The sequence below is a fragment of the Enterobacter sp. N5-15 genome, assembly GCF_057221635.1.
In genome coordinates this window covers 2,395,361-2,407,441 of the sequence record NZ_CM170150.1, presented here as the reverse complement: position 1 = coordinate 2,407,441, position 12,081 = coordinate 2,395,361, and the positions used below count along the sequence as shown (strand labels likewise).

Here is a 12,081-nt window from a genome sequence, read left to right as displayed (position 1 = left end):
GCCTGTGCTTACAGGCTGGCTATCAGAGAGTGCCACTCTCTGAGGTCAACACGACGGATACCCCCTTTTCCGATACCGCGCGGATCCACTCCTTATCGGTATTGTCTTCAACGACGATGGTGTTCACCGATGACACATCGCCAATCACAAACGAAGACGCTGTGTTGATCTTTTCCGGAGAAGCCAGCACAACCGTCTCCGCGGCTCTGCCGGAAAATGCACGTTTGATGCACGCCTCTTCGAAATCACCGGTTGTCAGCCCCGCGTCGGGGTGAATGCCGGTCACGCCCATAAAGAACAGGTCTGCATGAATATTTTCGATACCTTCGATGGCCGCAGCGCCGACCGCAACGATAGAGTGTTTATACAAGCGACCGCCGATCAGAATCACCTCAATGGACGGATGATCGACCAGCCCCAGGGCAATGCTCGGGCTGTGCGTTACCACCGTGATGCGTAGGTCTGCCGGTAAAAACGTAATCAGCTCCGAGGTCGTCGTGCCACCGTCGACGATCACCACCTGGCCTGATGAAATCAGCTGCGCGCCTTTGCGGGCGACCCGTTTTTTCGCATCCATTTTCACGGATTGCCGTTCAGCAAAGGGCGCAATCGCGGAAGATGCCGGAAGCGCGCCGCCGTGAACGCGCTGCAAACGCCCTTCTGCCGCCAGCTCGCGCAAATCACGCCTGATGGTGTCTTCTGAGACGTCAAAGAACATGCTGAGCGCTTTTGACTGGACCTGCCCTTCGGCGCCTAGCTTTTCGAGGATCAATTGTTTTCGCTGACTGGTGAGCATCATGAATTCCTGATGTTGCATGTTTTATCTTGAATGTGCACGATAATGCTGTTTATGATAATTACTCTACGTAAGGAGGAACAAACGTGCAATCAAAACGTGCAGATGTGCGCATCATTGACAGTGAAACGCTGTCAGATAACTGGTACGTTCTTAAAAAATACACCTTCGACCTGCAGCGGCGTGACGGCGAGTGGCAGCGTCAGCATCGGGAAGTCTACGACCGTGGGAACGGCGCGACGATTCTGCTCTACAACCGTGATAAAAAGACGGTGATCCTGACCCGCCAGTTCCGCTTCCCCGTCTTTATCAACGGCCATGAGGACGATTTAATCGAAGCCGCTGCGGGGTTGCTGGACAATATGGATCCCGAAAGCCGCATAAAAGCAGAGGCGGAAGAAGAGACGGGATTCCACGTTTCACGCGTGCAGAAAATCTTTGAAGCCTATATGAGCCCGGGTTCCGTTACGGAAAAGCTCTATTTTTATCTTGCCGAGTACCAGCCGAAAGACAGAACTGGCGCAGGCGGCGGGATCAAGGCGGAAGGAGAAGATATCGACGTGCTGGAAATGACGCTTGAAGAGGCATTACGCGGCATTGAAACGGGCAAGATTGTCGACGGGAAGACTATCATGCTGCTTTATCATGTTGCGCTGAAAGGCATTCTCTAGCCTGCCGCACTTCGGACACCTGCCGCCGTGCAGGTGTCTGCCTGTGCTATCCTTGCAGAAGCCTGCAAAACGGAGAACCGAAAATGGCCGACTGGAACCCTTCTCTTTACCTGCAATACGGCGCGGAAAGAACGCGTCCTGCCGCTGAACTGCTCGCCAGAATTCCGCTGGATGAGGTCTCCACCATCGCTGATTTAGGCTGCGGGCCAGGAAACAGTACCGCGTTGTTGAAGCATCGCTGGCCATCGGCACACATCACCGGGGTCGATAACTCCCCTGCAATGCTCGAAGAAGCACGCGCCGCGTTACCCGACTGCCGTTTTGTTGAGGCTGATATCCGCCAGTACAAGCCTGGCCAGCCGCTGAACCTGATTTACGCTAACGCATCGCTACAGTGGATCCCAGACCATTACGATCTCCTGCCGCACCTAGTTTCCCTGCTCACGCTTAACGGCGTATTAGCGATCCAGATGCCTGACAACTGGCTTGAGCCCACTCACGTAGCGATGCGCGAAGTGGCGCTGGAGCAAGACTACCCTGACCGCGGCCGCGAGCCTCTGCCGGGAGTGCATGCCTATTACGACATCTTGTCGGAGGCCGGCTGTGACGTGGATATCTGGCGGACAACCTATTTCCATAAAATGAGCTCCCACCAGGCCATTATTGACTGGGTAAGCGCCACCGGTTTGCGCCCGTGGCTCCAGGAACTGAATGAGAGCGAGCAGAAACGTTTCCTGAAACGCTACCATGAACTGCTGGAAGAGCAGTATCCACTCCAGGAAAACGGGCAGATACTGCTGGCTTTCCCGCGGCTGTTTATTGTGGCTCAGCGTCAGCCCTGAAGTGGGCTATGAACGGGCCTCTTTGAGCAGCTGCTGAATAACCTTTTCCTGCTGCTCATAATCGCCTTCGCCAAAGGCGGTATAGCGCAGCTGGCCTTTTGCATCGAAATAATAATGCGCTGGCCAGTACTGGTTCCCGAAAGCGTTCCAGATTTTGTAGTTGTTATCCGTCACCACCCGGTACGGCAGCTGCCACTTATTTACCGCGTTTTTCACCGAGGCGAGCGGTTTTTCCCAGGGGTATTCCGGCGTGTGAACCCCTATCACGACCAGCCCCTGCGACTGATACTTCGTGGCCCAGTCTCGCACGTGCGGGAGCGTATGCTGGCAGTTGATGCAATCCCACGTCCAGAAATCAATCAGCACAACCTTACCTCGCAATGATTCAGACGTGACAGGGTCACCGTTAATCCACCCTGTTCCGCCGCTTAACGAAGGCAGCTGGCTGCTGGGCTCTGCCATCACGACCGGCTGGAGCTTCACCGGCGCGGCTGTGGGTTTCGCCAGCGTCAGGAGTGTTGTCTCCAGACGGTCCGCAACACCGTTTGCTCCTTTAAGAAGCGAAGTCATTCCTGTCGCGTTAAATACGACAGCCGCCAGCATCGCCACGCCCGCCCCCTGCCGCAGCTTTTCCATCAGCGCCGATTTTGCTCTTAACGGCGCCATCAGCGTGCGGCCTCCTAAAACGAGCAGGCTCAACATCAGGGCGCATCCGCTGCCATAGGCTGCCAGCAGCGCGCCCGTCGCAATGGCCGAGTGGCCCGCGATGTTAATACTGAAAATGGCGCCCAGTATGGGCCCGGCGCAGGGGGACCAGAGCAGCCCGACCGCCAGCCCGGCCAGAAAAGCCGATGCCATACCGCGCGTTTTCCCGCTTCGGGCGTTGAGGACGTTTCCCGCGCTGACAGCCGGACCCGCAATACGCTGGGCGAACGACGGAAAAATTAAGGCCAGCGCGGCCGCGGCCAGAATGACGAGGGCGATCCAGCGCCCGACGATGGTTGCCTCTGCGATCCACTCGCTGGCGACGGTGACGACCATCGCCACCAGGGTGAACATCACGATCATCCCCGCGAGCAGGGCCAGAATATGGCGTCGCTGCCCCTGAAAACCGGCGAACAGGAGCGGAATAACCGGGAGCGTACATGGACTGAGCAGGCTTATCATCCCGCCCAGAAAAGCGATTAACAGAAACATAGAAACCTCACAATACAAGTCCTGCGACGCTGCAGTGAGGTTATTTCATCGTGCGGATGTGTTCAGGATATGTGTAAAAACGCGGGTTTTGTCTGGCTCTGTATCACCCGGGCAGGGAGATACAAAGCCGTACAATTAGCTAACGGCGCGGTAGCGTAATGGAGACATCCAGCCCGCCTTCGGCCCGGTTCGTCAGGTTGAGCTTTCCTTCCAGCTGCGCGGTAAGCTGCGCGGCAATCGCCAGCCCGAGTCCTGTTCCGCCGGTATCGCGGTTGCGCGATGTTTCAACCCGATAAAACGGCTGTAATACCGCCTCAAGCTCGGCTTCGGGGATCCCCGGTCCGTCGTCCACAACGTGAATAACCACATCGCTGTCGGACGAATCATCTATGGCAATCGCGGCGTGCTCACCGAACTTGAGGGCGTTATCCAGCAGGTTGGTCATCACCCGGCGAAGCGCCTGCGGGCGCGTGACGATCGGTAAACGAGCTTCGCCTGCCTGGAACTGCACGTTTTTACCGATGTCCTGATAATCGCAGGCAATGCTGTTGACCCATGCGTTCAGCTCCAGCTTCAGCGAGGTCTCTTCCAGGGATTCTGATGACCGGGCATACGCAATACCCTCCCGCACCAGACGCGACATGTTATCAAGGTCGTTTAAGAGCTTGTCCCGCAGTTCTGGCTGCTCCGTCATTTCAACACGAAGCTTCATGCGGGTAATGGGCGTCTGGAGATCGTGAGAAATAGAGGCCAGGATCTGCGCGCGCTCCCTGAGATAAGACTGAATGCGCGTCTGCATTGCGTTAAAGGCATGGGCTGCGCGCTGCACCTCCAGCGGCCCTTTCTCCGTCATTGGCGTGCTGGCTGCAGGATCCAGCGAGTCCACCGCGCGGGTAAATTGTGAAAAAGGCCGTACCACCTGCCGCACGGCGATCCATGAGCAGGCCGCCAGGAGCAGCAGCTGCAGGATGAGCACAACGGGCAGCCAGCTGGCGACCGGCGGCATGCGCGGGATGAGGTCAATGGTCAGCGGCGAGCCATCGCGTAACGTAAGATGCGCCTGGATGTGCGAAATGGCGCCGGGAACGGCGGTGAAGCGGAGCGGATACTCTGGCGCGAGCGTCGCTTTTAAGGTACGGATGGCATCCTGTGAACGCTTATCCGTCGGCGCTGCGCCGGGCTCCCCTGTGCCCAGAATATAGCGATAGTTACCCCGCTCAAGCCTCGGAAGCCAGGCCGCGCGCTCGCTGGCCGGTAGCCGGTCTAAAATGGCGACGCTGGTTGCGACGTCGTTTTCCAGATTACCGAGCATCACCGTGCGGGCGCTGTGCATTCGTTCAATCATGACCAGCGTCAGGCTCAGGGCGTTAGCCAGCAGCAGACCGGGCAGCACGACGATCAGCAAACGGGCCAGCAGCGAGCGTGGCCATAGCCTCATTCGTTAACCTCTTTGATGGTCACCGGCATCGTAAAGACGTAGCCTTCGCTGCGCACGGTTTTGATATAGGCGGGCGTACGGGCATCTTCGTTCAGGCGCTGGCGGACCCGGCTAACCAGCAGGTCAATAGAACGTTCAAACAGCTCGGCGTCGCGCCCCTGCGTCAGGTTGAGCAGCTGATCGCGAGTCAGCACCCGCTGAGGATGGTCAAGGAAAACGCGCAGAAGGCGATACTCCGCCCCGCTGAGCGCCACAATCACCCCTTCCGGATCGATTAAGTGGCGGGCGACGGTATCGAGCTGCCATTCACCGAACATCACCAGCCGCCCTGCTTCTGTTACCTGTAGATTGGGCGGCATCGTGCGGAAACGCCGTAAAATCGCTTTGATACGAGCCAGCAGTTCGCGGGCGACAAACGGCTTCACCACGTAGTCATCCGCGCCCATCTCCAGACCGAGGATCCTGTCCGTCTCCTCGTTGCGGGCCGTCAGCATCAGAATGGGCAGATCTTTGTGTTTGCCGCTGCGCAGTTGCCGGCATAGCGTAAGCCCGTCGTCGCCGGGCATCATGACATCCAGCACCACCAGGTCGATATGCTGTTTATCCAGCACGACGCGCATCTCTTTGCCGTTGGCCGCGCCCGTGGCGCGATAACCCGACTTAACGAGATAATCGACAATCAGTTCACGAATATCCCTGTCGTCATCGACGACAAGGATATGATCAATATGCTCCACCGAAATCTCCAGACCGAAGGGTAACGTACTGAAAATAGCACATTTCAGAGCTTGTCAGCGTCAACAACGGCCTTGACGAAATCCTGCGGATCTTCCTGAGGCGGATTGTGCCCCACGGTTGCCCCGAAGGTGCGATGCTCATATTTTCCGGTAAATTTACCCGCATAGGCCTGCGGAGCCGGGTGCGGCGCACCGTTGTTTCCGCCTTCGATGGTGATCGTTGGAACGGTGATATTCGGCAGCGCGGCCAGTTTTTGCTCGTAGCTGTCGTATTTGCGCTCACCTTTTTCCAGCCCTAAACGCCAGCGATAGTTGCTGAGCGTCACGGCAACGTGATCCGGGTTATCGAGCGATTTGGCGCTGGCGTTAAAAACAGCATCGCTAAATTTCCAGTCAGGCGAGGCCTGAGACCAGATCAAACGGGCGAAGTCATGCGTGTTTTTGGCATAGCCCTCAGCACCGCGCGCGGTGGCGAAATAGAACTGATACCACCACTGCTGCTCCGCTTTTGGCGGCAGCGGCTGTTTGCCAATCTGCTGGCTACTGATCAGATACCCGCTCACCGACACCAGTGATTTAACGCGCTCTGGCCACAGCGCCGCAACGATATCCGCCGTACGGGCACCCCAGTCATATCCTGCAAATACCGCCTGCTTAATATTCAGGGCATCCATCAGGTTTACAATATCTTTCGCCATAGCTGAAGGCTGGCCGTTGCGCGGCGTTTTGGCTGACAGGAAGCGCGTGGTGCCGTAGCCGCGCAGAGAAGGCACAATCACCCGATAGCCTTTTGCCGCCAGCGCGGGGGCGACCTCGGCATAGCTGTGAATATCGTACGGCCAGCCGTGCAGTAAAATAACCGGCTGGCCATTTTTCGGGCCGATGTCGACATAGCCGACATTCAGATCGCCGGCGTTAATTTGCTGCGGATGATCAAAGGCTGCCGCGGCGTTTGTGCCGGTGACTTCGGCCTGACAGGCCATCACGGTGCCAAGAGAAACGGTCAGTGCGAGAGTTGAGTACGCGAGTTTGCTAAACATGTTGGTATCTCCGATTGAGTACAATTCACGGGGATATAACAACACTGCAATGTATAGCGGATATGTGCGAAAGCGGGTTTATTGCAAGCCTGTGTATGTATCCGGGACGCTGATACAGTGTGATACAAACACAGGCGTTGACGCCTTACAGGGAGAGGCGGTAGCGGACGTAATCGTCAGCTTCACCATATTTGTCATAGAGTTTACGCGCCGGGTTGTTCTCCCGTGTGACCCAATACAGTTTTGACCACCCTTCGCGCTTGCCTTCCTCAATCAGAGCATCAATGAGCGCCTTACCTGCGCCCGCTCCGCGTTCGTCGGCATCAACAAACAGATCTTCCAGGTAGCAGACGGGGGCCGTTGACCAGGTGCCTTCATGGAGAATGCACATCGCGAAACCGATGACCTTTTGGTTCTTCTCGACCACCCGGCAGAACATTGGTGAATGTGCTGAAAGCGCCCTTTCCCATGTGGATGCGGTGACGGATTCCTCAAGGTAGCAATCATAAAAATGGGTATAGCCATCCCACAGCGGTCGCCACCGGGAATAATCGTCTTCGCATAGAGGTCTTACTGTGACAGTCATGTGTTCCTCACATTACAAATCGATTGCCATTTCGAAACAGCGTAGATCAACACCTGCCATACGCGAGTGATGATAGGTTTCGCTCTGCGTCACAAACCCCATCTTCTGATAAAACGACTGGGCGTTAGGCGTTGCATCCAGCCTCAGGCGGGTTATCCCTCTACTGCGGGCCTCATTTTTGAGCGCCTCGATTATCCGGGTCGCCATGCCTTTACCGAATGCTGCGGGCAAGGTGAATATCGCCTCCAGACAGTGGGTATCCAGATCCAGATAGCCGGTTGCCGCAATATCACCCTTTTCATCTTCCACCACATAAAAAGGGTATTCAACGATCGTCTGCCGAAAGCGGTCGGGCATGAGATCTGGCGTCCAGCGCGCAATGACGTCGGCGTCGTAGCTGGTTTTACAGCCGTGACGAATCGCCTGATTGCGAATATTCCAGAGTATTTCGGCTTCCTGGGGGTTGGCCCGTCTTAATACCATGATGACCTCTGCAATTCTTAGTAGTATGGGAAAAGAGCTCACTGGGATAGAGTGCCGTAAAGATGAAAATACCAGAACGCAAACAAAAGCATAACGCTTAAATATGGAGATCCGCGGATGACGATACCGACGCTCACGACAGAACGCCTGCTGCTAAAACCGCTGGTTGCCGAAGATGCGGCCCAGATTCAAAAGCTTTATCCGCGCTGGGAGATTGTCCGCTATATGGTCTCTTCGGTGCCTTGGCCCTACCCGGATAACGGAGCGGAAAACTATGTCAACAACGTGGCGCTGCCGGATATGGCGAAAGGGATTGCCTGGTTCTGGAGCATTCGTCGTCGCGAGGTGCCGGACGCGCTGATGGGTATTATCTGCCTGTACGATGTGGAAGATAACAACCGAGGATTCTGGTTGGCCCCGGAGTTTCAGGGCCAGGGATACATGCGCGAGGCCAGCATTGCCGCGACGGATTACTGGTTCAATACGCTAAACAAACCCGTATTACGCGCCCCGAAAGCCGCCGCCAACAGCCGATCCCGGCGTATTTCAGACAGTAGCGGCATGCGGCTTATCAGAACGGAACAAAAAGCCTACGTCAGCGGTATGCTGGATTCTGAGCTGTGGGAGATCACCCGCGACGAGTGGAACGCCCGTCAGGTCAGCTGATAATGCTTATCCGGCATCAGCCTTTCCGGAATGTTCTCTTCATCGTTCATCTGCAGCAGATCGCGTTCCATCATGTTGCAGATGGCGTCCAGCGGCAGATCGTTATTCTCAGTGCCGAACGGGTCTTCCAGCTCTTCCGCCAGGGTGTCCAGCGAGATAAAGGTGTAGGAGATCAGTGCCGAGACAAACGGCGTCATGTAGTGCAGATCCACAACCAGCGCGAACGGCAGCATGATGCAGAACAGATACACCGTGCATCATAGTGAGTTTCAGGAAAGAAAAGAGCGAAGCTATTAAACGTGATCCCCCTCACAGTTGCAAGCATGTTAACGAAACATTGAATTTTCTCGCCTGCGTAGCAATAACCGCACGGTGCTGCAGGTGCTTTTAAAAAAAAGGGCAAATAGTATGTTGTAACTAAATAAGGGTGTCGTTAAACCCGGCCGTAGCCGGGTCACGTGATTAGCAAAGGGATTTAACCGCTGCGCGCATTCCTTTCAGCAGAATCGCATCCAGGTCCAGGGTAACCTGGTCAACAAGACCGGCGACCTGCGTCAGATCCTGTTCCCAGTGCTCGCTCACGCTCAGCACTGACTGCACCAGGTCACGGGTAGTGAGCTGCTGGTCGCGGTGCTGCGCCCAGAGCTGCTGATAACGTTCCAGCCAGAATGCGTCATCCTGCACCGGATAGTTCTCCCCGTTACGCTCCGCGCGATAAAACGCGATCAATGCAGCCAGAGCGAACGTCAGACGTGCAGGCAATTGTCCGCCTGCCTTCTGCCCTGCCAGCAGCTGCGGGAGGATGCGTGTGCGGTATTTGGTCATGCCGTTGAGCGCAATGGAAAGCAGCTGGTGTCGGATGTAGGGGTTACGGAAACGCCCTGTTACCGCACTGGCAAATGATTCCAGCTCGTCACGCGGCAGATCGAGAACAGGAATTATCTCCTGATAAATCGCTTTTTCGACGAATGCGCAGATCTCTGCATCATTCATCGACTCGCCCACCGTATCCAGCCCGGCCTGGAATGCCACCGGCACCAGCGCCGTGTGCGCGCCGTTCAGGATGGCGACTTTGCGCTCTTTGTAGGGCCTGATGTCGTCGACAATCAGCACATTTAACGGGTACTTATCCAGACGGAGTTCCTGAGCAAGGGATGCCGGCCCCTGGATAACAAACAGATAGAAATGTTCAGCCGTGTCCAGGAACCCATCGTGATAGCCCAGCTCAGCTTCCAGCGTTGCCGCTTCATCGCGCGGGTAACCGGTCACGATACGGTCAACCAGCGTCGAGCAGAAGCTGTTGGCGTCGTTTAGCCACCGGATAAAGGCCGCAGGCAGCGCCCACTCCTGGGCATAGCGCAGGACGAGTTCACGCAGTGCATCCCCATTGTAGTCAATCAGTTCGCACGGAATGATGATCCAGCCTTTATCCGGTGCGCCGTTGAAGTGGCTGAAGCGCTCAAACAGCAGTCGCGTCAGCTTAGCCGGGTAGCTCACCGCAGGGGCATCGTCGAATCGGTCACCCGCGTGGTAGCTAATACCCGCTTCGGTAGTGTTCGAGAAAACAAAGCGCATGTCCGGGTTGTGTGCCAGTTTCAGAAACGCGTCATAGTCGTCGTAGACGCTGATCTCACGGTTAACCGAGCGGATAAGACGGCTCTCACTTACCGCCTCACCCTTCTCATTCAGGCCGCGAATGATAGTGGTATACAGTCCATCCTGAGTGCTCAGCGACGGCGGGAAGTTGCTCTGAATAGGACGGGCGATAACCACACCGGCGTTAAGATCGGTATGTTCATTTAACAGGTCAATTTGCCAGTCGACAAAAGCACGCAGGAAGTTGCCTTCGCCAAACTGAATGATGCGTTCTGGGTATTGAGCACCGGGAAAATCACGACGGTTGAGCGTGTTCACAAGGGGGTTCCTTTTATGATTAGTCATACAGCCTGATAAGATTGGTACGATAACTTATCAAAACTTAACGACCGGGAACCCTGTTTTGATCAATCCACGGCGTAGTTGTACAAAATAATCATAAGAACTTATAGAACACGGACGTGGCCGTCATGGCGCCGTCCGGCATCAGCGCATAGCGCGGGATCTCGCCAACCTTTTGCCATCCGGCGCGCTGGTAAAAGGTCTCGGCCCCGCTGCCGGTGGAGGTATCTAGTACCAGAACCGAAATATTCCTGGCCCGGGCCTCAGCTTCAAGCGCTTCCATCAATGCCATCGCGGCCCCTTTCCGGCGCGCTTTCTCATGAACCAGCAGCTTCGCCACATCGGCTCGATGCGGCTGGTTTTCCGGCTGGTCAACAATCAGCTGCACCGTTCCGATGACGCCGTCCTGCGGGTCGACACAGGCCAGCACGAGGCGTTCGTTGCGCCCTACGCTTTCAGCAATGCCGCGCCAGAAAGAACGGCCCTTCTCCAGGCTAAAGGGAAGCATAAAGCTGACGGATGCCCCGCCGTTCACACAGTTTTCGAGGATCCCGGCCAGCGCATCAAGGTGGGTAAGAATTTCGTCTCGGGTGAGATTTTTGATTTGCAGTGAGGTATTCATTGTTTTTCCTTACGTTGAATACCGTCACTGTGCATTTAACATCTTCTTAACGCAAACGGATCGGACATAGGCTTTTGTTATGTCACCGGGTGCGCTGGCGCTGCTGCTTCATGGCATACATTTTTTCATCGGCCTCTTTTAACCACTGCTGCAGGTCGTTGCCGTTATGATCGAATTCACTTAGCCCCCATGAGAAGTGGAGCGACCAGGGGTGAAGCTTCCGGGCGTTATAGCTTTCGACCTGCTCGGCGAGATACAGCATGGCAATCCAGGCGCCCTGCTCATCCGTATCCGCGAACAGCACGGCGAACTCGTCCCCGCCAAAACGAACCAGCAGATCCGCTTCACGGAAAGAGGCACGCATCAGTTGCGCCATGGCTTTCAGCGCCTTATCCCCCTCTTCATGCCCGAAGCGATCGTTAATTTCCTTAAAGCGATCCAAATCCAGCCAGCCGAGCGTCAGCGGCTCGGCCCGGCGCCGGGCAACGGAAAGCGTGAAGCGCACGAGTTGATTAAAGCCCCGACGGTTGAATAGCCCGGTTAATTCATCCGTGGTCGCCGCGCTAATGGCAGCAAATTCATCTTCCGCCAGCGCGCCAAGGTCTCCCAGGACGGCGAGATCGGCGGCAGAAAACTCCCGAGGAGCGTAATCAATCAGGCACAGCGAGCCAACGCTAGCGCCATCACGCAGGCGCAGCGGGAAACCCGCGTAAAATCGCACGCGAGGTTCACCGGCCACCAGCGGGTTATCCGCGAAACGATCGTCCTGAAGCATATCCCCCACCACCAGCGGCGCTTCGGCGAGGATCGTATGCCCACAAAATGAGATGTTACGCGGAACGGTGCCGGGCGCCTGGCCGTCGGCCGACTTCACGATTAGCGAATGCTCATCAATGAGATTAACCATCGCCAGCGGCACCTGGAAGAAGCGTTTTGCCAGACGCGTTAACCGGTCAAACGCCGGGGAACTGTCGATCTCAAGCAGACCTGATTCTCGCAGCGAGTTGAGTCTGTCTGTTTCATTTTCAGGGGTTGCAGGTGCTTTCATAATGTCTCCTGACGTAA

The 12,081-nt window shown here is 56.1% G+C and carries 13 protein-coding genes and 1 pseudogene; 3 read left to right on the top strand and 11 right to left on the bottom strand.

Features of this window, described 5'->3' with window-relative positions; genetic code table 11:
- Positions 1 to 22: 22 nt before the first annotated feature.
- Complete coding sequence (locus AC2TE5_RS11480) at positions 23 to 796, bottom strand: DeoR/GlpR family DNA-binding transcription regulator (protein ID WP_484613335.1); 774 nt, start codon at positions 794 to 796, stop codon at positions 23 to 25.
- Positions 797 to 882: 86 nt separating this feature from the next.
- Between AC2TE5_RS11480 and AC2TE5_RS11475 the strand changes: the two genes are divergently transcribed.
- Together AC2TE5_RS11475 and tam are read left to right on the top strand one after the other, a co-directional pair.
- Positions 883 to 1,467, top strand: a complete 585-nt coding sequence (locus AC2TE5_RS11475) for an NUDIX hydrolase (RefSeq protein ID WP_159514181.1) — start codon at positions 883 to 885, stop codon at positions 1,465 to 1,467.
- Positions 1,468 to 1,550: 83 nt separating this feature from the next.
- A complete protein-coding gene (gene tam, locus AC2TE5_RS11470) occupies positions 1,551 to 2,309 on the top strand; it encodes a trans-aconitate 2-methyltransferase (protein ID WP_213327533.1) in 759 nt (252 codons plus the stop codon).
- Between the two features lie 6 nt (positions 2,310 to 2,315).
- Here tam and AC2TE5_RS11465 read toward each other — a convergent pair whose 3' ends face one another.
- The 6 genes from AC2TE5_RS11465 to AC2TE5_RS11440 form a co-directional block, all read right to left on the bottom strand.
- Complete coding sequence (locus AC2TE5_RS11465; protein ID WP_484613291.1) at positions 2,316 to 3,506, bottom strand: cytochrome c biogenesis protein/redoxin; 1,191 nt, start codon at positions 3,504 to 3,506, stop codon at positions 2,316 to 2,318.
- Between the two features lie 139 nt (positions 3,507 to 3,645).
- Entirely contained in the window at positions 3,646 to 4,944 is a 1,299-nt protein-coding gene (locus tag AC2TE5_RS11460) for an ATP-binding protein (protein WP_484613290.1), read from the bottom strand.
- Positions 4,941 to 5,681, bottom strand: coding sequence for a response regulator (locus AC2TE5_RS11455; RefSeq protein WP_063142774.1), 741 nt, complete (start codon positions 5,679 to 5,681; stop codon positions 4,941 to 4,943). Before AC2TE5_RS11455 ends, AC2TE5_RS11460 begins: the two co-directional genes overlap by 4 nt.
- A gap of 44 nt (positions 5,682 to 5,725) precedes the next feature.
- Positions 5,726 to 6,721 (bottom strand): alpha/beta fold hydrolase, encoded by a 996-nt coding sequence (locus AC2TE5_RS11450; protein WP_213327530.1) that lies wholly within the window; start codon positions 6,719 to 6,721, stop codon positions 5,726 to 5,728.
- A 145-nt stretch (positions 6,722 to 6,866) separates the two neighbouring features.
- Positions 6,867 to 7,307, bottom strand: coding sequence for a GNAT family N-acetyltransferase (locus AC2TE5_RS11445; protein WP_213327529.1), 441 nt, complete (start codon positions 7,305 to 7,307; stop codon positions 6,867 to 6,869).
- Between the two features lie 12 nt (positions 7,308 to 7,319).
- Complete coding sequence (locus AC2TE5_RS11440) at positions 7,320 to 7,790, bottom strand: GNAT family N-acetyltransferase (RefSeq protein WP_213327528.1); 471 nt, start codon at positions 7,788 to 7,790, stop codon at positions 7,320 to 7,322.
- A 117-nt stretch (positions 7,791 to 7,907) separates the two neighbouring features.
- Here AC2TE5_RS11440 and AC2TE5_RS11435 point away from each other — a divergent pair, with 117 nt between their 5' ends.
- Positions 7,908 to 8,456, top strand: coding sequence for a GNAT family N-acetyltransferase (locus AC2TE5_RS11435; protein ID WP_059310094.1), 549 nt, complete (start codon positions 7,908 to 7,910; stop codon positions 8,454 to 8,456).
- Here the strand turns inward: AC2TE5_RS11435 and AC2TE5_RS11430 are convergent.
- From AC2TE5_RS11430 to AC2TE5_RS11415, 4 genes and pseudogenes are all read right to left on the bottom strand, one after another.
- A pseudogene (locus AC2TE5_RS11430) lies at positions 8,444 to 8,710 on the bottom strand (bestrophin family protein); the annotation flags it as partial. The gene AC2TE5_RS11435 and the pseudogene AC2TE5_RS11430 sit on opposite strands and share 13 nt — an antisense overlap.
- A 208-nt stretch (positions 8,711 to 8,918) precedes the next feature.
- Positions 8,919 to 10,370, bottom strand: a complete 1,452-nt coding sequence (locus tag AC2TE5_RS11425; protein ID WP_213327526.1) for a tagaturonate reductase — start codon at positions 10,368 to 10,370, stop codon at positions 8,919 to 8,921.
- Positions 10,371 to 10,488: 118 nt separating this feature from the next.
- Complete coding sequence (locus AC2TE5_RS11420) at positions 10,489 to 11,016, bottom strand: GNAT family N-acetyltransferase (protein ID WP_202772991.1); 528 nt, start codon at positions 11,014 to 11,016, stop codon at positions 10,489 to 10,491.
- A gap of 82 nt (positions 11,017 to 11,098) precedes the next feature.
- Entirely contained in the window at positions 11,099 to 12,064 is a 966-nt protein-coding gene (locus AC2TE5_RS11415) for a sensor domain-containing diguanylate cyclase (protein WP_484613289.1), read from the bottom strand.
- Between the last annotated feature and the right edge of the window lie 17 nt (positions 12,065 to 12,081).

Coding starts and splice junctions, on each gene's coding strand:
- tam (WP_213327533.1), top strand. CDS start 1,551: ATGGCCGACTGGAACCCTTCTCTTTACCTGCAATACGGCGCGGAAAGA.
- AC2TE5_RS11445 (WP_213327529.1), bottom strand. CDS start 7,307: ATGACTGTCACAGTAAGACCTCTATGCGAAGACGATTATTCCCGGTGG.
- AC2TE5_RS11480 (WP_484613335.1), bottom strand. CDS start 796: ATGCTCACCAGTCAGCGAAAACAATTGATCCTCGAAAAGCTAGGCGCC.
- AC2TE5_RS11435 (WP_059310094.1), top strand. CDS start 7,908: ATGACGATACCGACGCTCACGACAGAACGCCTGCTGCTAAAACCGCTG.
- AC2TE5_RS11440 (WP_213327528.1), bottom strand. CDS start 7,790: ATGGTATTAAGACGGGCCAACCCCCAGGAAGCCGAAATACTCTGGAAT.
- AC2TE5_RS11465 (WP_484613291.1), bottom strand. CDS start 3,506: ATGTTTCTGTTAATCGCTTTTCTGGGCGGGATGATAAGCCTGCTCAGT.
- AC2TE5_RS11460 (WP_484613290.1), bottom strand. CDS start 4,944: ATGAGGCTATGGCCACGCTCGCTGCTGGCCCGTTTGCTGATCGTCGTG.
- AC2TE5_RS11420 (WP_202772991.1), bottom strand. CDS start 11,016: ATGAATACCTCACTGCAAATCAAAAATCTCACCCGAGACGAAATTCTT.
- AC2TE5_RS11450 (WP_213327530.1), bottom strand. CDS start 6,721: ATGTTTAGCAAACTCGCGTACTCAACTCTCGCACTGACCGTTTCTCTT.
- AC2TE5_RS11415 (WP_484613289.1), bottom strand. CDS start 12,064: ATGAAAGCACCTGCAACCCCTGAAAATGAAACAGACAGACTCAACTCG.